This window comes from Stenotrophomonas sp. 96582_Sma, assembly GCF_056480905.1.
In genome coordinates this window covers 42,060-61,680 of the sequence record NZ_CM151122.1, presented here as the reverse complement: position 1 = coordinate 61,680, position 19,621 = coordinate 42,060, and the positions used below count along the sequence as shown (strand labels likewise).

18 protein-coding genes are annotated in these 19,621 nt (G+C 67.8%); 5 read left to right on the top strand and 13 right to left on the bottom strand.

Features of this window, described 5'->3' with window-relative positions; genetic code table 11:
* Positions 1 to 43: 43 nt before the first annotated feature.
* Both ACZK2R_RS00270 and ttcA read right to left on the bottom strand, forming a co-directional pair.
* Positions 44 to 949, bottom strand: a complete 906-nt coding sequence (locus ACZK2R_RS00270) for a recombination-associated protein RdgC (protein WP_005411825.1) — start codon at positions 947 to 949, stop codon at positions 44 to 46.
* Between the two features lie 36 nt (positions 950 to 985).
* A complete protein-coding gene (ttcA, locus tag ACZK2R_RS00265; RefSeq protein ID WP_180837745.1) occupies positions 986 to 1,906 on the bottom strand; it encodes a tRNA 2-thiocytidine(32) synthetase TtcA in 921 nt (306 codons plus the stop codon).
* 91 nt (positions 1,907 to 1,997) lie between these two features.
* Here ttcA and ACZK2R_RS00260 point away from each other — a divergent pair, with 91 nt between their 5' ends.
* The gene (locus ACZK2R_RS00260) at positions 1,998 to 2,201 is read left to right on the top strand and encodes a YdcH family protein (protein WP_005421068.1); all 204 of its coding nucleotides are present in this window, start codon (positions 1,998 to 2,000) and stop codon (positions 2,199 to 2,201) included.
* 100 nt (positions 2,202 to 2,301) lie between these two features.
* Here ACZK2R_RS00260 and plsB read toward each other — a convergent pair whose 3' ends face one another.
* The 4 genes from plsB to ACZK2R_RS00240 form a co-directional block, all read right to left on the bottom strand.
* Positions 2,302 to 4,938, bottom strand: coding sequence for a glycerol-3-phosphate 1-O-acyltransferase PlsB (gene plsB / locus ACZK2R_RS00255; protein ID WP_125893005.1), 2,637 nt, complete (start codon positions 4,936 to 4,938; stop codon positions 2,302 to 2,304).
* Positions 4,938 to 5,888, bottom strand: coding sequence for a hypothetical protein (locus tag ACZK2R_RS00250; protein ID WP_180837744.1), 951 nt, complete (start codon positions 5,886 to 5,888; stop codon positions 4,938 to 4,940). The genes plsB and ACZK2R_RS00250 overlap by 1 nt, the downstream gene beginning before the upstream one ends.
* Positions 5,889 to 6,313: 425 nt before the next feature.
* Positions 6,314 to 7,039 carry an orotidine-5'-phosphate decarboxylase gene (gene pyrF, locus ACZK2R_RS00245; RefSeq protein WP_032128688.1) on the bottom strand — a complete coding sequence of 242 codons (726 nt, stop codon included), beginning with the start codon at positions 7,037 to 7,039 and terminating at the stop codon, positions 6,314 to 6,316.
* Positions 7,036 to 7,959: a 5'-nucleotidase, lipoprotein e(P4) family gene (locus ACZK2R_RS00240; RefSeq protein WP_032128687.1), complete on the bottom strand. Its 924-nt coding sequence runs from the start codon at positions 7,957 to 7,959 to the stop codon at positions 7,036 to 7,038. Before ACZK2R_RS00240 ends, pyrF begins: the two co-directional genes overlap by 4 nt.
* A gap of 101 nt (positions 7,960 to 8,060) precedes the next feature.
* Between ACZK2R_RS00240 and ACZK2R_RS00235 the strand changes: the two genes are divergently transcribed.
* Positions 8,061 to 8,711 (top strand): YceH family protein, encoded by a 651-nt coding sequence (locus tag ACZK2R_RS00235; RefSeq protein ID WP_032128686.1) that lies wholly within the window; start codon positions 8,061 to 8,063, stop codon positions 8,709 to 8,711.
* Between the two features lie 98 nt (positions 8,712 to 8,809).
* Here ACZK2R_RS00235 and ACZK2R_RS00230 read toward each other — a convergent pair whose 3' ends face one another.
* Both ACZK2R_RS00230 and ACZK2R_RS00225 read right to left on the bottom strand, forming a co-directional pair.
* Positions 8,810 to 9,337, bottom strand: a complete 528-nt coding sequence (locus ACZK2R_RS00230) for a GNAT family N-acetyltransferase (protein WP_180837743.1) — start codon at positions 9,335 to 9,337, stop codon at positions 8,810 to 8,812.
* 341 nt (positions 9,338 to 9,678) lie between these two features.
* The gene (locus tag ACZK2R_RS00225; protein ID WP_180837742.1) at positions 9,679 to 11,655 is read right to left on the bottom strand and encodes a UvrD-helicase domain-containing protein; all 1,977 of its coding nucleotides are present in this window, start codon (positions 11,653 to 11,655) and stop codon (positions 9,679 to 9,681) included.
* 101 nt (positions 11,656 to 11,756) lie between these two features.
* Here ACZK2R_RS00225 and ACZK2R_RS00220 point away from each other — a divergent pair, with 101 nt between their 5' ends.
* Together ACZK2R_RS00220 and ACZK2R_RS00215 are read left to right on the top strand one after the other, a co-directional pair.
* The gene (locus tag ACZK2R_RS00220) at positions 11,757 to 12,377 is read left to right on the top strand and encodes a thymidine kinase (RefSeq protein ID WP_008264720.1); all 621 of its coding nucleotides are present in this window, start codon (positions 11,757 to 11,759) and stop codon (positions 12,375 to 12,377) included.
* Between the two features lie 95 nt (positions 12,378 to 12,472).
* Positions 12,473 to 13,183, top strand: coding sequence for a sel1 repeat family protein (locus tag ACZK2R_RS00215; RefSeq protein WP_180837741.1), 711 nt, complete (start codon positions 12,473 to 12,475; stop codon positions 13,181 to 13,183).
* Positions 13,184 to 13,225: 42 nt separating this feature from the next.
* On the opposite strand, the gene ACZK2R_RS00210 is transcribed toward ACZK2R_RS00215, so the two are convergent.
* From ACZK2R_RS00210 to ACZK2R_RS00195, 4 genes are all read right to left on the bottom strand, one after another.
* Positions 13,226 to 14,830 carry an OpgD/OpgG family glucan biosynthesis protein gene (locus ACZK2R_RS00210; RefSeq protein WP_012509627.1) on the bottom strand — a complete coding sequence of 535 codons (1,605 nt, stop codon included), beginning with the start codon at positions 14,828 to 14,830 and terminating at the stop codon, positions 13,226 to 13,228.
* 105 nt (positions 14,831 to 14,935) lie between these two features.
* The gene (gene mutM / locus ACZK2R_RS00205; protein ID WP_180837740.1) at positions 14,936 to 15,748 is read right to left on the bottom strand and encodes a bifunctional DNA-formamidopyrimidine glycosylase/DNA-(apurinic or apyrimidinic site) lyase; all 813 of its coding nucleotides are present in this window, start codon (positions 15,746 to 15,748) and stop codon (positions 14,936 to 14,938) included.
* Between the two features lie 19 nt (positions 15,749 to 15,767).
* The gene (locus ACZK2R_RS00200) at positions 15,768 to 16,100 is read right to left on the bottom strand and encodes an EF-hand domain-containing protein (protein WP_180837739.1); all 333 of its coding nucleotides are present in this window, start codon (positions 16,098 to 16,100) and stop codon (positions 15,768 to 15,770) included.
* Positions 16,097 to 17,299: a DesA family fatty acid desaturase gene (locus tag ACZK2R_RS00195; RefSeq protein ID WP_100467666.1), complete on the bottom strand. Its 1,203-nt coding sequence runs from the start codon at positions 17,297 to 17,299 to the stop codon at positions 16,097 to 16,099. Before ACZK2R_RS00195 ends, ACZK2R_RS00200 begins: the two co-directional genes overlap by 4 nt.
* A gap of 151 nt (positions 17,300 to 17,450) precedes the next feature.
* Here ACZK2R_RS00195 and ACZK2R_RS00190 point away from each other — a divergent pair, with 151 nt between their 5' ends.
* A complete protein-coding gene (locus ACZK2R_RS00190; protein WP_100467667.1) occupies positions 17,451 to 18,272 on the top strand; it encodes an ABC transporter ATP-binding protein in 822 nt (273 codons plus the stop codon).
* Positions 18,273 to 18,415: 143 nt separating this feature from the next.
* Here the strand turns inward: ACZK2R_RS00190 and ACZK2R_RS00185 are convergent, their stop codons facing one another.
* A complete protein-coding gene (locus ACZK2R_RS00185; RefSeq protein WP_180837738.1) occupies positions 18,416 to 19,618 on the bottom strand; it encodes a DUF4785 domain-containing protein in 1,203 nt (400 codons plus the stop codon).
* Positions 19,619 to 19,621: the final 3 nt, after the last annotated feature.

Genomic DNA, 19,621 nt, shown 5'->3' with positions numbered 1-19,621 from the left:
CGCTTCGGGCCGCCGGATGACCGGCGGCCGTCGGGCTGCCTGTTCAGTCAGCCTTGCTGAGCTTGAAGGCTTCTTCCAGCAAGAGGAACAGGCGGCGGATCTCGGCGCTCTGCAGGGCGAAGCGGGCATCGAACTCGGCGCGGCGGCCGTCTTCGTCGGCATGCTCCAGCTGGTCCAGGGCGCCGTCGAGGAACTTCAGCTTGCGCACGATCAGGTCGTCGCCGATCACGAAGGACAGGTTGTCTTCGAAGATCAGCGCCAGCTTGGTCACCTGCTTGCCGGCGTCCAGGTGCTTGTCGATCTCGTCGCAGCGCAGTTCCTGGTGCTGGCACTTGACCACCGCGCCACCTTCCACCGGGTCCTTCATCTCGCACTCTTCGCCCAGGCTCAGCCCGGTCGGCAGCGGCTCGCCGGCGATCCAGCCGGTCAGGATCGAACGCGGTGCGACTTCGGCATTCAGCGGCATCGCCGGGAAGCTGCCGAGCAGGCCGCGGATGTCGGACATGAAGTACTCGCCGGTCTTGCGGCTGGAGGTATCCACCGCCACGTAGCCGTGCTGCAGGTCGATGAAGGCGTCGTTGCGCGAGGACTTCACGAAGGCGCGCGGCAGCAGTTCATGCAGCAGGTCGTCCTTCATGCGCTTGCGCTCGCGGCCACCCGGGCGGCGGCCTTCCTTCTCCTCGATCTCCTCCAGCTTGCGCTCGAGCAGGTCGTTGACCACCGCCGCCGGCAGGATCTTGTCCTCGCCGCCCACGGTCAGCCACAGATGTTCGGCGATGCGGTGGGAGAGCAGTTCCTTCTCCTCGCGGCCGAACGGCGAGATGAAGCCGCGCGAATTCATTTCCAGTGCGCCGACCGGCTTCAGCAGCGCGTGCGGCAGCAGGGTGTCGACTTCGGAAAAATCGGTGGTGGTCGGGAAACGGAAGAACGTCAGGTTGCGAAAGAACATGGAATTCCGGATGGCAAAGAGGAAGGGCGACCGACCTTAAACGGTGGGCGTCTCGGGATCTGCGTCGGCGTCGGCCGGGGAACCGGCCAGCCAGGCATGGGCGTCGGGCAGCGGCGCGTCGTCGCGACGGCCCAGCGCCATGAAGTCGAACAGGGTGGTGTCGGCCAGCTGCGAGGGCCGGACTTCGCCCATGGCACGCGCGATCTGCTCGATGCGGCCCGGGTGGTCCTTTTCCCACTGCTTCAGCATCAGGCCGACCTGGCGGCGCTGCAGGTTCTCCTGGCTGCCGCACAGGTTGCAGGGAATGATCGGGAACTGGCGGGCCTGTGCGTACTCGACGATGTCGCTTTCGCGCACGTAGGCCAGCGGCCGGATCACCACGTGCTTGCCGTCATCGCTGCGCAGCTTCGGCGGCATGCCCGACAGCTTGGCGTGGTGGAACAGGTTCATGAAGAACGTGGCCACCATGTCGTCGCGGTGGTGGCCCAGCGCGATCTTGGTGAAGCCATGGAGTTCGGCGTAGTTGTACAGCGCGCCACGACGCAGCCGCGAGCACAGCGAACACATGGTCTTGCCTTCCGGGATGACCCGGCTGACCACCGAATAGGTGTCCTGCTCGATGATGTGGTACGGCACGCCCAGCCCGGCCAGGTACTCCGGCAGCACGTGCTCGGGGAAGTCCGGCTGCTTCTGGTCCAGGTTCACCGCCACCAGCTCGAACGGCACCGGCGCCTTCTTCTGCAGCTGCAGCAGCACGTCCAGCAGGGTGTAGCTGTCCTTGCCGCCGGACAGGCAGACCATGACCTTGTCGCCGGCCTCGATCATGCCGAAGTCGGCAATCGCCTCGCCGACCTGGCGGCGCAGGCGCTTGGCCAGCTTGTGCTGCTCGCGCTCGGCCACGCGCGGATCACGGGCGATGCGCGGCTGGGGATCGGGAAGGGAAATCACGGCACTCATGGGTTCCATTCTAACGGCTCGGAGCGGCCACGGCCGGGGGTCGGGATTCCCCTCTCCCGGCAGTCATCATCGCTGTGTATGCTCGGAGGCTGTGGACACCTACAGCCCCGCCGAGATCGTCGAGCACCTCGCCGCCCTGCGCGCCGAGCACCGCCTGCTGGATGAACAGATCACCCGCATGGCCGCCAATGGCGAGGACGAGCTGGAAGCCAAGCGCCTGAAGCGGCGCAAGCTTCAGCTGAAGGACTGCATCGCCAGGCTGGAAAGCCTGCAGATTCCCGACGAACCGGCCTGAGCGGTGGCCCATCCACGCATGGCGTGGATCTACTGCTTCGCCCCGGTAGATGCCAACCTTGGTTGGCATGCCGTTCGCCGGGCATCGCCGGGCGCTGCCTTCAATCCTGCGGCGCAGGCTCGTCCGGACGGGCCGCTTCCGGGCTGACCCGCTCGATGGTGTGGCGCAGCTCGCGGCCGAGGATGAACTTGGCATCCTTGGCCCAGGCGTCCAGGCGTTCGTCGAACAGCAGCTTGCTGTTCTCGTCCGGCCACACCAGGCGCAGCTCGCGCAGCTTCTGGATGAAGCCACGGAACAGGGATTTGTCGAAGAACTCCGGTGCCGCCGGTGCATAGAGCAGGCTCAGCCGCTGCGCGGCCTGCTGACACAGGCTTTCCAGCTCGGCCGCGCCGAGCACGCCGGGGCCGTTCTTCACCAGTACCGAGATGGCGATGTAATAGCGCTCGAACGCCTGCTGCAGCGAATGGCCGATCGCACGCAGGCGGAACACCTCGTCGGTCTGCCCGGTGTTGCGCGCCAGGATGCCGCCATCGTCATCGTTGACGTTCTGCAGCAGGCCTTCGCGCACGAACACATCGATGGTCCGGTCGATGCGCTGGGCGAACTCGTCCTCGCTCCACGGCAGGAACAGCTCGGCCTGCAGGAACGGATATACCGTACGGCCCAGCTGGACCAGGCCGGTGCGGCTCATGCGGCGGTTGTTCTGGAAGCAGCAGGCCACCCACGACGAGGCGGTGAACAGGTGCACCACGTTGTTGCGGAAGTAGCTCAGCAGCACTGCGGTATCGCCGCTGACGCTGAGCACGTCGCCCAGCGGGTGCTTGATGCGGGTGAGGACGTTGATTTCCTCGGCATGGGCGATGATCCGCTCCGGCGAGTGCGGGGTCACCGTCACCCGGTCCGAGTACGGCATCTCGACCAGCAGGGTCTTGCACAGCTCGATCTGCGCGATCAGGTCGGCCTCGCCCATCGCGTGTTTCGGCGTGGACAGCAGGGCCAGCGCCAGCAGGTTGATCGGGTTGACGTCGGCGGCGGCATTGACGCGCACGTTGATGCTCTGCGCGAGAGTATCGACGGTCTTCATCAGCCAAGCCGGCTTCTCATCCTCCGGCACAGCCCGGCCATCCCATTCGGGAGCATTGGCTGCAAGAACACTTGTCAGCTCGATCGGCTCGCCGAAGTTCACCACCACCTGGCCGTAGTTCTGCTTGAGCACCTTGGGGATGCCCCACAGCAGCGACCAGATCGATTCCTTTTCTTTCGGCCGGCCGGACAGCTCGTCCAGATAGCTGTTGCCTTCCATCAGCTTCTCGTAGCCGATGTAGATGGGCTGGAACAGCACCGGCTTGCGCGGCTGGCGCAGATAGGCCCGCAGGGTCATCGAGATGACACCTCCCTTGGGCTGCAGCAGTCGGCCGGTACGCGAGCGGCCACCTTCGACGAAGTACTCGATGGAATATCCGCCTGACACCAGCTGCGCCATGTATTCGGAGAACACTGCCGAATACAGCGGATTGCCACGGAAACTACGGCGCGCGAAGAACGCACCGCCCTTGCGCAGCAGGGTACCGACCACCGGCAGGTTCAGATTGATACCCGCGAAGATGTGCGGCGGCACGATGCCACGGTCGTACAGCAGGTAGGACAGCAGCAGGTAATCCATGTGGCTGCGGTGGCTGGGCACGTAGACCACTTCGTGGCCCGGCGCGGCGGCCTTGAACTTGTCCAGGTGGTGCACCAGCACGCCCGCATAGATGCGGTTCCACACGTGGCTGAGCATGAAGCTGGCCGAACGCACCACCGGGCTGGAATAGTCCGCGGCGATTTCCCAGGCGTAGGCGTGTGCCTTCTTCCAGGCATCGGCCGGCTTCGAATTGTCGCGCTTGGCCTGTGCGGCGATCGCTTCGCGCACCGGTTCGGCGGCCAGCACCTGGTCGACCAGCAGGCGCCGCGTCGACAGGTCAGGGCCGATCACCGATTCACGGATGCGGCGGAAATGGGTACGCAGCACGCGCTGCAGCTTGCGCACCGTGCGCTCCGGCTCAAGGCCTTCGTCCACGGTGCTGCGCAGCGAGATCGGCGGGGCAAAGCGGACGATGGTGCTGCGGCCGTTGAGCAGCACCGCCAGCAGCCGGCGGAAGCGGCCGACCAGCGCCCAGTTTTCCGAGAACAGCACGGCGAACCAGCCGCTCTGCTTGTCCGGCGCGCGACCGACGAAGATCGACACCGGCACCAGGTGCACGTCCAGGTCATCGCGCACGCGATGGGCCTGCAGCACCTTGGCCAGCGAATCGGAGTGGGTCTTGGCGCCGCGCTGTTCGGGAATCAGCGAGTTGCTGGAGCTGCGCCGCGACAGCGCCAGGTAGGCGCGCTTGCGGCCGGTCGGGTCACCGGCCAGCGGCACCAGCGGCGACGGCAGGCCGGCCTGGCGGCAGGCCTTGTCCAGGATCAGCGCGTTGGACAGGCCGTAGTCTTCCAGCACGTACATGACCGGGCGGCCATCGTTGTACTGGCCCGGGTCTTCCGGTTCGATCTTCAGCGACAGCCACGGCTCGACCAGACGGCCGAGCAGGCGAGCCCACAGCGGGCGGCGGCCGGCCGGACGCGCATGCGCGGGCGGCGGTACCGGGTTCGGGCCGGTACCGGTCGAGGGGGACGCCGGCACCGTATCGGCGGGCGTCGACTGGGATTCTTCGCCGGGGAACGGCAGCGGGTTCTGTTTCGACATCGGCGCCATTATGGCTTAGGCGGCAGTGTTGCCGCTTCCCCACCCTCGGGCGGGGTCTCGGCCGGTGCCGGCGCCGCTGCGGCACGGGCCGCGTCGGCCTTGCGCAGCAGGGCATCGGTGTCGGCCAGGGTGCGGGTCAGGTACCAATGGCCCTCGCGGCGGCTCAGCGGCAGCTGCAGGGTCATCTCACGCCCCGCCAGGTCGTAGTGCAGGCGTACCAGCGCGTTGTCGCCCTCCACCGACAGCAGTTCACCGCACACGCTGCGCAGTGCGTCATCCACGCCCAACCCGTAGCTGCCCAGCACCGCCTTGAGGGTATGGATGAACGGCGCCAGCTGCTGCAGGCTGCCTTCCATGCCCGCGGCCTGCAGGCCGGCCTCATCGTCGAAGCCGACCTTGCCGGCGGCCCCCACCAGCGCGGCGATGGTGTTGCGCGCACGGGCGCGGTCGCTGATGGGTGCTCCCTGCGCCCACTCGGCGAGGGTTTGCACCAGAGCGACGTAATGGGCCTGCTGGCCAGGCGTGTAGCCCTTCTGGTGGCGCAGGTACTGCACGCCGAAATTGCCCATCGACTGCGCCGCTTGGCGTACCGCGCTGGCCTGGCCTGCCAGCTGGCGGTCGAAGCTGCGCTGCAGTTCGGTACTGGCGTTGGGCTTGCGCAGTGCGGCCAGCATCGGCAGCAGCTGGTCGCCCAACGGCAGCTCGGTCAGCGGCCATTGGCTGTGGCCGTCGGCCCAGGCCTGCTGCAAGCGCTGGTACTGGCTGGGTGGAACCGACAGCTTCGCGTAGCCGATCAGATCGTCCTCGGCCAGGCGCAGGGCCATCGCCTGCACCGCCGCAACCGGTTCGGCTGCCGGCCTGGCCGGATCGTTGGCCGGTTCACGGCACGCGGCCACGGCCAGCAGCATGACTGCCAGCCCCCATCCACGCGCAGACCTTCCTCGCACTGCCACGCTCATGCACTCGGACTCCCCGGACCGGTCCGCATCTTGCGGCCTGCGAGGTGACAGCGGCAAGCCGGGACGTCACGGTTTCCGCAGTTGCTTGTGCAAGTCACTGATCGGAATAAAAAAAAGAGCCGGGATCACGAGGATCACAGGCTCTTCAAGCCGGCGCAGGGCCGGTGGACAGTGTTGTGGCACATGTCCGGTCCGAGGACCGGATGGCGGCGATCCTACGCTGCAGCTCAAGTTAAGGCAACACTTCACGTAGTGTCATATAAATCATTGATTTTATTGATTAGCCTGATGCCTTGCGCCGGGGCAATGAAATCTACGGCAGGTTTTACGGCGATTCGGGCACAACCAGTCCTTCGGCGGATGCAAAAACGCCATCCCGCGCGGGTCGGGATGGCGTTCGGGCCTGCAGACTGCGCAGGGGAATCTCAGCGCGTAGCCAACGCCGACGCGATTTCCTGCTGGATGGCCCGGGCCGCAGCCTGCGGATCGGCGGCCAGGCGGATCGGGCGACCGACCACGATGGCATCGGCGCCATCGGCAAAGGCCTGGGCCACGCCAACGGTACGCTTCTGGTCATCGCCGACCGGGCCACCGGGGCGGATGCCCGGGCAGACGATCGAGAACCCGGCGCCGGTAGCGGCGCGGATCGGGCCGGCTTCCTGGCCCGAGGCGATCACGCCATCGATGCCGGCCGCCTGCGCGGCCAGCGCGCGCTCGACCACCACGTCCACCGGCTCACGGTCGATGCCCATCTGCGCCAGGTCCGGGCGGCCCATCGAGGTCAGCACGGTCACTGCCAGCAGGCGCATGTCGCTGCTGTTGGCGGCGGCGCAGGCTTCCATCATCGCCGGGTGCCAGCCGTGGATGGTGGCGTAGCTGACCGGCCACTGCGACAGGCGCTTGATCACCGCCGCGGCGGTGGCCGGGATGTCGAAGAACTTCAGGTCGACGAACACGCGCTTGTCGCGGCGGGCCAGCTCGTCCAGCACCTGGAAGTACTCGCCGGAGGCGAGCAGTTCCATGCCGATCTTGTAGAACGCCACGCTGTCGCCGAGGCGGTCGACCCACTCCAGCGCCTGCACGCGGTCCGGCACGTCCAGCGCGAAGATCAGGCGCTCGTCATCGCGCAGCGGCAGCGGCGCGCGGCTCACGGCGCGTAGTCCAGCGCAGCGCGCTTGGCGTCGTGGCGGGCCTGGCGCGACTGGCTGTAGTCGTTGTTGAACTGCGCCGGCTCGAAGCCGCCGTAGGTCGGGTTCGGCAGCATCCACCAGCGCTCGCCGAACCAGTCGTGGTACTGCTGCAGCAGCGCGTCACGACCGTCGTTGGTGTTGGCGGTCACTTCGACGAAATCGCCCAGCTGGTCGCCAAACTGCATCAGCACGCGGTATTTCTGCCCGGCCAGGCGGCGGCGGCAGTTCTTCTCGCTGCCGGCCTGCTCGCAGCCTTCGACCACGGTGCCCAGGCCCAGGAACACGCTGTCATCGGCCACCGGCAGGCCCTGCTCGCGCAGGTTGGCCAGGGTTGCGTCCTTCAGGTGCACGGCGCGGTTGGAGATGTACAGCAGGGTCACGCCCTTGGCGTTGGCGGCCTTGGCGAAATCAACCACGCCCGGAATGGCCTTGGCCTTCTTTTCGGCCACCCACTGGTCCCAGGTCAGCTCGTCGTATTCCTTGCCGTCGCGCACCAGGCGCGCCTGGTAGGGCGAGTTGTCCAGCACGGTCTCATCCACGTCCAGCACCACCGCCGGCTTCAGGCCCTTGGCCTCGTTGCCGCGTTCTTCCGGCACCAGCGCATCCCAGTGGGCTTCCTTCAGCGCGGCATCCAGGTGGTCGGCGGCGGCACGGTAGGTCTGCTCGGTGATCGCCTTGTACTCCTGCGCGCGCTGCATCCACAGCACCGCATTGAGATTGTCGTTGGCAGTGGCATCGAGCGCGCCGTCGGCCTTGGCAGCGGCGGCCGGGGCCTCCGGGGCAGCGGCTTCGGCGGCAGGCGCATCCACGCGCTTGCAGGCGGACAGGCCCAGCGCCGCGGTGGCGAGCAGGGTCAGGGACAGGGAAACGGGACGACGCATGGATTCACCGGCAATCAGATATACCGGCGCATTTTACCGGCAAAGGCGGTCCCGGGACGGCTATGCTTGGCGGTTGACCCGTTGCCCTTCCGGAGGCCGCCATGACCGATTCCACCCAGACCCCCGACGTCCCCCTGCTCGACGCCGTGCAGGCCCGCCTGCTGGGCTGCCTGGTGGAGAAGGAGGCAACCACCCCGGACACCTATCCGCTGACGGTCAACGCCGCCCAATCGGCCGCCAACCAGAAGACCGCCCGCGAGCCGGTGATGAACGTCGATGCCGGCAGCGTGCAGCACGCGCTGCGCCAGCTGGAAACACTGGGCCTGGCCCGCCAGCACTTCTCCTCGCGCGCAGACCGTTACGAGCACCGCCTGCAGGCCGCGCTGGACCTGACCCGGCAGCAGACCGTTCTGCTGGCGATGCTGCTGCTGCGTGGGCCGCAGACCCTGGGCGAACTGGTCACGCGCAGCGAGCGCCTGCACCGCTTCGCCGACGCCGACGAAGCCCGCCACGCCATCGAGCGCCTGCAGCAGCGCGCGCTGCTGGTGGTGCTGCCGCGCGCCAGCGGCCAGCGCGAAGACCGCTACATGCACCTGCTGTGCGGTGAAGTGGACGGCGCGGCGCTCGCCGCCAAATACGCCAGCAGCGGCGGTGGCAGCGACGCGGCCGATCCGGGCCTGGCCGAGCGCGTGGCCCAGCTGGAAGCGGCCGTGGCCGAGCTGCAGGCGCAGCTGGCCGAACTGCGCGGTTGATGGTGGGTGCCGACCGTTGGTCGGCACTGCATCTGAATCGTGCCGACCAACGGTCGGCACCCACCGTCAGCTGCTACTGTGCCGGCCAGCGGCCGGCACTACCCGACGTCAGCCGCACCCAAGGTGGCGTACAGCCGGCTGGGCGTTTCGATGCCCGGCAACTGGATCACCCCGCGCTCCTGCATGCCCAGGCCCAGCAGGATCTTCCCGGACACCACGTTGTCCAGATCGGTAATGCCATACAGGTCCTGCACGCCCAGCACGGTGCGCGCATGGTTGAACACCGCCCGCGCCGCCTCGCCGGCGTAGCCCTGCCCGGCGAAGTCCGACAGCACGGCGTAACCGATGTCCGGCGCTGGCAGGCCATCGCGCCGCACCAGACCGGCATTGCCCAGCCATGCCCCATCGGACAAGCGCTCGATCGCATACATGCCGAACCCATTCAACGCGTAGCTGTGCAGCACCCGCAGCGCGATGTACTCACGCGCCTGTTCTTCACTGCGCACGTTGCGGTCACCGATGAAGCGCACGAAGCCCGGATCATTCAACAGCGCCAGCATCGGTGCCGCATCGCGATCAGGTTCAATCGCACGCAGGCGCAGGCGTTCGCTTTCAATTGGATGCACGCGCAGACCTCCAGCCGAAACCCCGATTCTGCCTCAACCCCCGGCTGTTGCTTTTGATTTTCTTTTTTCTTTTCCGTGGCTGGCGCGCACGGAACCTGTCAGAGGCCGGGCAGGTGGGCTGGGCGGGACCGTCCGCGGCATGGGCCCGAGGCATGCCTCGGGCGGGTTGGGCAGGACGCCCAACCCCGGTCTTGCCGTGTGCGCAGGACAGCGCACACGAGCAAGCCGCGGCCGAGCCCCCATGGACGGGTTTACGGCGTGTCCCGACCAGCCCACCCGCCCGGCCCACCACGAATGCGCTGCGAACGGCGGCAGCCACGAGGGGCTGCGCCGTTCGCCGGTCAATCGAACAGCGCCTCGATCGCCGCCAACCCCGCACTCGCCCGTTCCTTCTTGCGCACCGCATCGGCCACCAGATCAGCACCATCGCGCTGGATCTCCTCCGCCGGAATCTCCTCGAAGAACCGGCTCGGCTTCAACCGCACGTGCTCACCGAACTTGCGGGTCAGCTTGCTGTAACTCATCCACAACTGGATCTTGGCGCGGGTGATGCCCACGTACAGCAGGCGCCGCTCTTCCTGCAGGTTGCCCTCGTCCAGGCTGACCTGGTGCGGCAGCACGCCATCCTCGCAGCCGACGATGAACACGTACGGGAATTCCAGGCCCTTGGAGGCGTGCATGGTCATCATGCGCACCTGGTTGCCGCCCTCGTCCTTGTCGCTGCGCGACAGCAGCGCCAGCTGGCCGGCCAGGTCGGCGGCAGTGGCACCGCGCGGGCCCCCCTCGAACCACTGCGCCAGTTCCTCGATGTTGTTGGCACGGCGCTGGTAACTCGCCTCTTCCTTGGCCTGCTGGCGCAGTTCGCTGAGCAGGCCGGATTCCTTGGCGACCTTGCGGATCATGTCGCCGGAAGTGACCTGTTGGGTCTGTGCACGCAGGTCACGCAGGATGTCGGTGAAGCGCGCCAGGCTGTTGGCCGCGCGCGGGGGCAGTTGCTGCAGGGCACCGATCGCCTCGGCAGCCTGCGCCATCGGCATGTCCTTCTCCTGCGCCAGCTCGGCCAGCTTGGCCAGCGTGCCGGCACCGACGTCGCGCTTGGGTGACTGCACCGCACGCATGAACGCGGTGTCGTCGTCCGGGTTCACCAGCAGGCGCAGCCAGGCCAGCGTGTCCTTCACTTCCTGGCGTTCCAGGAACATGGTGCCGCCGGTCAGGTGGTAGGGAATGCGCAGCAGCTGCATTGCCTTTTCCAGCGGACGCGACTGGAAGTTGCCGCGGAACAGGATGCAGAAATCACTCCACGGCACATTGCGCGACTGCGCCACGAAGGCGATCTCGGCGGCAACCTTTTCCGCCTCATGTTCGCTGTTGCGGCACTCCCACACGCGGATGCGTTCGCCGTCGGCCTGGTCACTCCACAGCTTCTTCAGGTGCTCGTGCGGATTGTTGGCGATCAGGGCATTGGCCGCGCGCAGCACGCGGTTGGAGCAGCGGTAGTTCTGCTCCAGCTTGATGATCTCCAGCGTGGGATAGTCGCGCCCCATCTGCTGCAGGTTTTCCGGATTGGCGCCGCGCCATGCATAGATCGACTGGTCATCGTCACCCACGCAGGTGAAGTTGCCCTTGTCACCGGCCAGCTGCTTGAGCAGCCGGTACTGCGCGTCGTTGGTGTCCTGGCATTCGTCCACCAGCAGGTAGCCGATGCGCTCGCGCCAGGCCAGCGCGATCTCCGGATTTTCTTCCAGGATCTGCACCGGCAGACGGATCAGGTCATCGAAGTCGACCGCATTGAACGCCGTCAGGCGCAGCTGGTAGCGCTCGTAGACGCTGGCCGCCTCCTTTTCGCGATTGCTGCGCGCGGCGGCCATCGCCTGTTCGGGCGACAGGCCGGCGTTCTTCGCGCGCGACACCAGGTTCTTCATGTCCTCGATGTCGTCAGGCTTGGCCCCGTACATCAGGTCCTTGATCTGCGCAGCGGCATCGTCGGCATCGAAGATCGAGAAGCCGCGCTTCAGGCCAACGGCCGCGTGCTCGATCTGCAGGAACTTCAGGCCCAGCGCATGGAAGGTGCAGATGGTCACCTCGTCGGCGTCCTGCTCGCGCAGGCGCTTGGCCACGCGCTCGCGCATTTCCTTGGCCGACTTGTTGGTGAAGGTGATCGCCGCGATGCGGCGCGCCGGATAGCGGCCGCAACCGATCAGGTGGGCGATCTTTTCCACGATCACACGCGTCTTGCCGCTGCCCGCGCCGGCGAGCACCAGCAATGGACCTTCGATGTGCAGGACGGCGGCGGCTTGGGGGGGATTGAGACCGTGCATGGGATGGGGATTGTAGCGGGGCCGGGTGACGACCACAGCGGGCCGCCGGTGGGGTTGCTGAACGGCTTCGGCGAAGCGGGGCTGCGGCGTACAATCCGTCGATGGCCAAGCTCTACTTCTACTATTCGGCGATGAACGCCGGCAAGACCACCACCCTGCTGCAGAGCGCCCACAACTACCGCGAGCGCGGCATGCGGGTGGCGATCCTGACCCCGCGCCTGGACGATCGTGCCGGCGCCGGGGTGGTCGCCTCGCGGATCGGCCTGCGTGCGGACGGCATGGCCTTCGACCGCGATACCGACCTGCAGCGCTGGGTTGAACAGGATCTGGCAGCCAACGGCCCGATGGGCTGCGTGCTGGTGGACGAGGCGCAGTTCCTGACCCGCGCCCAGGTCTGGCAGCTCAGCGAAGTGGTCGACCAGCTGCGCATTCCGGTGCTGTGCTACGGCCTGCGCACCGACTTCCGCGGCGAGCTGTTCGAAGGCAGCCAGTACCTGCTGGCCTGGGCCGATGAGATGCAGGAGATCAAGACCATCTGCCACAGCGGCAAGAAGGCGACGATGACGGTGCGTGTGGACGAGCATGGCCACGCGGTGCAGGACGGCCCGCAGGTGGAGATCGGCGGCAACGACCGCTACGTGTCGGTCAGTCGCGCCGAGTTCAAGAAGATCACCCGCGGCGAAGGGCGGATCGATCCGGCGCAGGCGCCGCTGCCGCTGTAGCAGGCGCGCCGGTGCGCCATGACCTCCAGCGGTTTACAAGCACGCGCTGTCGCGCCTAGGCTGCGGCTCCCCTGCTGCCGAACTGGACGTCCGACATGCGCTCTGCCCTCCTGCTGCTGCTGCTGCCGCTGCTGTTGCTGCCCCTGCTGGCCACCGCGGCCGAGCGCCCGTCAGGTGAAGACGATGCGGCGGTGATCGGCGCCGGTTTCATGGACAGCCACCCGGACATGATGTACCGGCAATGGGGCGTCAACGCGCTGCGTCGCAACGATGTCAACGGCGCGATGGACAACTTCCGGCTGGCCGCGCGGTATGCGGACAAGCCTGCCCAGGGCTACCTCGGCGAGATGTACTGGTACGGGGTAGAGCAGCCGCGCAATCCGGTCATGGCCTATGCCTGGATGGAGGTGGCGGCCGAACGTGGCTATCCGTTGTTCGTCGAGCTGCGCAACGAGTACTGGGCCACGCTGCCGCTGGAGCAGCATGATGCGGCGCGCGCGCAGGCAAGCGCGCTGCGCGCCGAGTATGGTGACGAAGTCGCGCGCCCACGCATGGCCGAAGTGCTCAGAAAGGGGCGCCGCGAGATGACCGGCAGCCGCGTCGGCTCGATGTCCAACAACGTCGACATCGTGTACATGGACGGCGGAATCTCCCGCACCATCAAGGCCGATCGCCTCTACGACCCGAAGTACTGGGACCCGAAGCAGTACGAACGCTGGCAGGACGAAACCTGGATGAAGATCCGCCGGGGCACGGTGGAAGTGGGTGTGCCGACCCAGTCGCACGCCACCGACAGCAAGCCTTGAAACAACGGTGCCGGCATGTAGCCGGCACCGGGCCGCATCCATTCAGTACAGCGTGCGCTCCGGCGCACCTGCCGGCGGCGGGGTGTACTGGTACAGCCAGGTCTCGGTGAGGGTCTTGCCGCCACTGCGCAGGAACAGGCGGATGTCGATCTGCTCGGTGCTGCCTTCCGGCGGCACCAGGTCGAACATCGCGCGGTAGCCGTTGATCTCGCGCAGCGGGCGCGCCGACACGATCTCGACCCGGCCACGGCTGGCTTCCACCACGGCCTCGACCTCGCCCTTGTCGATCAGCCTGGCCAGTTCGCCGCCTTCGAAGTCCACCGCGAAGCGCCAGCTGAAATACTCGCGCTTCTTGCCGACCACGCCACCCAGGCCGGTGCGGCTGGCCACGCAGTGCGCCAGCGGCGGCCGTGCCGGCGGTTCGGCGCCCCAGTACAGGCGGTAGCCGACCAGCAGCTCCTGGCCCGGCTGCGGCTTTTCCTTCGGGTTCCAGAACGCCACGATGTTGTCGAAGGTCTCGTCCACGGTGGGAATCTCCACCAGCTGCACCGAGCCCTCGCCCCATTCGCCCTTCGGCTCCACCCACAGGCAGGGGCGCTTCTCGTAGAACACGCCGTCGTCCTGGTAGTGGTCGAAGTTGCGGTCGCGCTGCAGTAGGCCGAAACCACGCGGGTTGCGGTCGACGAACATGTTGAAGCGCAGGTTGCGCGGGTTCAGCAGCGGTCGCCAGATCCATTCGCCGGCACCGGTCCACAGCGACAGGCCATCGGTGTCGTGGATCTCCGGGCGCCAGTCCCATGCCATGCGGCGGTCGTTCTCGCCCACCTGGTACATGCTGGTGCACGGGGCGATGCCCAGCCGCTCGATCGCCTTGCGCGGGTACAGCGCGCTGTCGATATCCATCAGCAGCACGTCGCCATTGGTGATGGCGAAGCGGTACGCACCAGCCACGCTGGGCGAATCCAGCAGGCCGTAGACCACGATCGTCTCCGAATCGGCCGACGGCTGCTCCAGGTAGTAGGCGATGAAGTCCGGGAATTCCTCCGGCTTGCCCATGCCGGTGTCGATCGCCAGGCCGCGCGCGGACTGGCCGTACTGGCCTTCCTTGCCGACCGCGCGGAAGTAGCTGGCGCCGAGGAAGGCGGCGAAGTCGCGGTCGGTGTCCTTGCGGGTGTTCAGGCGGAAGCCGGCGAAGCCCAGATCGGCCGGCAGCTCGCCGTCCTTGATGCCGCTCTTGCCGTAGTTGAACGCCGCGCCGTCATAGGCCAGCTCCTGCGCCTTGCCGTCGACCACGTCGAACATGCGCACCGGCGAGTGGAAGTACAGGCCCAGGTGGAAGAACTTGGCCTGGAACTTGCCCGGCTGGTCAGCCCACAGCGCATGGTCCTGGCGGTAGCCGATCGACTGGTACTGGTCCCAGTCCAGGCCTTCCAGGCGGCCCGGCAGCACCCGCTTGTGGCTCTTGTAGGGTGCCTGTGCCAGCGCGCGCGCCTGGCCCTTCAGGGTGGCGAAGTCGAACGGCTGCGGCTGGCCGAGGCGGCGCAGGCCCATCTGGCCGCTCTTGCTGGCCGCGCACGCGGGCAGGGACGGCAGGCCGAATGCAGCCAGGGCGAGGGAGGCATTGCGGATGAAGTCGCGTCGTTGCATGCAGGCGCGTCAGGCACAGAGGGAAGGTCGGCCATCATAGGCAGACAAACGTTAACGGGCAGCGGAGACGTACCCTGCCCGTTCAGCTGCCGCTGGCCGCCCGGCTCAGCGCTGGCAATGGCTGCACCAGACGCTGGCGCGCTGGCCGATGGTGGCGTGCTTCAGCGCGCGGCCACAGTTCGGGCAGGGCAGCCCATCGCGGCCGTACACCAGCAGTTCCTGTTCGAAATAGCCCGGTGCGCCGTCAGGGCTGATGAAATCGCGCAGCGTGGTGCCGCCACGGGTGATGGCGTAGCCGAGGGTTTCCTTCACCGCGTCGGCCAGCCGCTGATACCGCCCGCGCGAGATCTTGCCGGCCTCGCGCAGCGGGCTGATGCCGGCCTTGAACAGGCTCTCGGCGGCGTAGATGTTGCCCACGCCCACCACCACCGCCTGGTCCATCAGGAAGGTCTTCACCGGCGCGCTGCGGCCACGGCTGCGGGCGAACAGATAGTCGCCGTCGAACGCGTCGTCCAGCGGCTCCGGGCCCAGCCCCTGCAGCAGCGGATGGATCTCACCGGCGGGCTGCCAGAGCAGGCTGCCGAAGCGGCGCGGGTCGTTGAAGCGCAGCAGGCGGCCGTTGTCCAGGCTGATGTCGACGTGGTCGTGGGCGCGCACCGGCGTATCACCGGGCAGCACGCGCAGGCTGCCGGACATGCCCAGGTGCAGCACCGCGCTGCCGATGGCGGTATCCAGCAGCAGGTACTTCGCGCGCCGGCGGATCTCCTCGATGCGCTGCCCCGGCAGCAGCTCGGCCACTTCCGGCGGAATCGGCCAGCGCAGGTCGGCGCGACGCAGGATCACGCCATGCACGCGGCGACCCTGCAGGTGCGGCGCCAGGCCGCGGCGGGTGGTTTCGACTTCGGGCAGTTCAGGCATGAACCGATTCTACGCCCGCTCAGCGTGGCGGTGCCGCCAGTTCACGGGCATCCAGGACGCCATCACCGTTGGCATCCTGCTTGTGGAAACGCTGCACGATCACCTGCCGCTGCTGCTCGCGGCTGATCGCCCTGCCTTTGCCGCCGGGCAGCTCGTCTGCGCTCAGCACGCCATCGCCATTGCGGTCCATGCGGTCGAAGGCATACAGCATCCACTGCACGTACTCGGATTCACTCACCCGGCCGTCGCCATCGCTGTCCATCCGCTGCAGGTAGCTGGTGGTGTCGGTGACCTGGGCCAGCGCCACGCCCGGCAGCAGCACCGCCAGCAGAACCCCGTACCCAGCCCTCACGCGCCCACCAGGCTGTAGCCCTTCAACCGTGCGGCATAGGCCTGCAGCGCGGCGATCCCGCTTTCCTCGGCCTCACGGCACCACGCCTGCAACTGATGCAGGCGCTCAGCGGCATCGTGGCCGCGGGCCTCGAGCAGCGCCGCCAGCCGCGCGCGGTACTCGACCAGGGTGCGGATGCGCGGGCGCTGCGCCACCCATTCGCTGAGCTGGGCACGACTGTCCGGCTTCAGCCAGCGGCCATCGTTGACCAGGCCGCGGCGCAACCGACGCGGCAGCAGGCGACGCAGCTTGGCCCCGGCCTGCGCGGCTTCCTCGCGCAGGGCCGGCATGAACACATTGCGCTGGTAATCGGTCATCGCCTGGAAGCGGTGCGACAGCAGCGCCTTCAGGGTTTCGGCATCGGGCACCGCGATGTTCGGGCGCACGTCCATGGCCGGCGCCACCCGCAGCACCTTGGCCAGGCGCAGCGCCTGCAGCAGGCGGATCGCACTCCAGCCGATATCGAACTCCCAGCGCCGCATCGCGAAGCGCGCCGAACTGGGGAAGGCATGATGGTTGTTGTGCAGCTCCTCGCCACCGATCCAGAACCCCCACGGCGTGAGATTGGTGGAGGTGTCGGCGGACTCGTAGTTGCGGTAGCCCCACCAGTGCCCCAGGCCATTGACCACGCCCGCGGCCCAGAACGGGATCCATGCCATCTGGATCGCCCACAGGGCCACGCCCGGCAGGCCAAACAACACGGTATTGATCGCGAACAGCAGCACCGGCCCCAACGTGGCATGCGGGGTATACAGGCGGCGCTCGATCGCATCATCCGGGGTGCCGCGCCCGTACTGCTCGATGTCCGCGCGCATGCCACGCGCTTCGCGGTACAGCTCCACGCCGTGCCAGAACACCTTGCCGATGCCACGGGTGACCGGGCTGTGCGGGTCGTCCTCGGTCTCCACCTTGGCGTGGTGCTTGCGGTGGATGGCCACCCACTCGCGGGTGATCATCGAGGTGGTCAGCCACAGCCAGAAGCGGAACACATGGGCCAGCGCCGGGTGGAAATCGACCCCGCGATGGGCCTGGCTGCGGTGCAGGTACAGGGTCACCGAGAAGATGGTGATCTGGGTGAAGACCAGCAGCACCGCCAGCATGGCCCACCACCCCAGGCCGAGCACACCACCGGTCAACAGGGACATCAGGGCATCTGGCATGACGGCTCTCCGGATCGACGCGGGGATGGCAGACATCATGGGCGCTTGCGTTGCAAACTGCATCCCTGCGGCGATGCTTTGCATCGCCATCCGAGGCACCGTTCACAGTTGGGGACCTGAGTTGTCGAGCCTTGATCCACGCGCCAGCGCCATGACCGCCGCCCCGCCCCTGCCGGAGCTGCCCCCCTTGATCGAACTGGACCGCGCCACCGTGGTACGCGGCCAGGTGAAGGTGCTGCACGGGCTCAGCCTGCGCATCGCGCAGGGCCAGCACACCGCCCTGCTCGGCCCCAACGGCTGCGGCAAGTCCACCTTCATCAAGCTGATCACCCGCGAGCTGTACCCGCTGGCCCAGGGCGACGGCGCGGTGGCGGTGAAGGTGCTGGGCCAGAACCGCTGGCAGGTGGACCGGCTGCGCTCGCAGCTGGGCATCGTCACCGGCGACCTCAGCAGCAACCTGGCCGACATGCCCGGGCTGACCGTGGAACAGGCGGTGCTGTCCGGCTTCTTCGCCAGCTACGTGGTACCGGCCTTCCGCGAGGTGACCGCCGACATGCGTGCACGCGTCGGCGAGACACTGGCGATGACCGGCGCGCTGTCGCTGCGTGAACGCGCCTACGCAGAGCTGTCGGCCGGCGAGACCCGCCGCGTGCTGATCGCCCGCGCGCTGGTCAACCGGCCGCAGGCACTGCTGCTGGATGAGCCCTCCACCGGCTTGGATCTGGTCGCCCGCGAGCAGCTGGTGGCGACCATGCGGGTGTTGGCACAGCAGGGCATCACCCTGGTGCTGGTGACCCATCACATCGAAGAGATCATTCCCGAGATCGAGCGGGTGGTGCTGCTGCGCGACGGCCGCGTACTGGCCGATGGCACCCGCGCCGAGCTGCTGCGCAACGAACCGCTGTCGGCGGTGTTCGGCGGTGCGATTACGGTGGTCGAGCAGGAAGGCCGACTGACCGCGTACGCGGGATAGACAGATGCATCGCTCTCCGTAACCGTCTGTAGAGTCGAGCCATGCTCGACTGCCGTTCGCCGCGAGCAGAAGCAGCCGAGCATGGCTCGGCTCTACAGAAGGCGGGGCAGCGGGCCGGATGTTCCGGCCCGCCACCGCTTTGCTCAGAACCGCAACGCCAGTGCGCGCGACTCGATCGGTGCCATCCGGCTCTGGTCCTGCAGCTGCAGGTCGCGCAGCTCGTACGGCGCACCGAATCCGGCCGGCAACGCCGCCTGGTCGAACGGCAGCACCAGCTGGCCTGCGCCCGGGCCATCGAACCACGCGGCCGCATGTGCCTGTGCGACCGGCTTCAACTGGCCATCGCGGGCCGTGGCGTACAGCGTGCCCCGCGCCTCATAGCGGCCGGCGGCGGCCACCTGCAGCGGCAGCGCCACCTGCCGACTGGCCGGGTCCGGCGCGGCCTGTCCACTGAAGCGGGCAGTCGGCCGTGCCACCGCAAAGGCGACCTTGCCATCGCGCAGCACACCGTCGGCCTGGGCGAACACCTGCAATTCCCACAGCCCCTGCACGCTGCCGACATCGGCGGGGATCCGCACCTGCGCGCGCAGGCTGCCATCGGTGGTTCGCAGCAACCGCTGCGGCCAGCTGCGGCCATCCGGTGCGACCAGCAGGGCTTCACCGCCCAGCCCACCACGACGCGATGCCAGCTGCGCGGTGGTGGCGCCGTCTTCCAGCAGGCGTGCCTGCAGCTGCATGTTACCGCCGGCCAGCACCTGGGCCTGGTTGGCCTGCACCTCCAGCCGCAGCGGGCTGTTCGGCTCCAGCACCTGCACCACGTAGCGGCCCTGGGCCTGCGCGCTCTGCAGCGTGTACGCACCGACGGCACTGGTCGCGCCGGTACGCAGCATGCTGCTGCCATCGCTGACCGGCATGCCGGCGTCCTGCAGCGCGCGCGCATCGACACTGCGCGCCACGCTGCTGCGGCCGGCCGGGTCGCGCACCTGCAACGTGTTGGCCGGCAGCGCGCGGGCACCTGCGGTCGGGCTCAGCTGGATCACCGCATCCGGCGCCGTCAGTGGCAGGTCCAGGCCTCGCTGCAGCTGCGTGCCATCAACCTGCTGCCAGTAGCTGCGGCTGACCGAGGCATACGGCGTGGCCGCCTGCAGCGGTTGTGCTGGGTCCAGCGCCCAGGCAAAGGCCAGTGGCGCGTGTTCGCTCTCATCGGTGGGAAGCGGCGCGGCTACCAGGGCGGCAGGCACCTGATCGCCCGCACGGGCGGCCTGCAGCGGCTCCGCGGCCTGCGCTGCGGAAAGGGACAGCACTGCCAGGGTGGCGCCGGCCAGCAGGGTGGATTGAATCGTCATGGT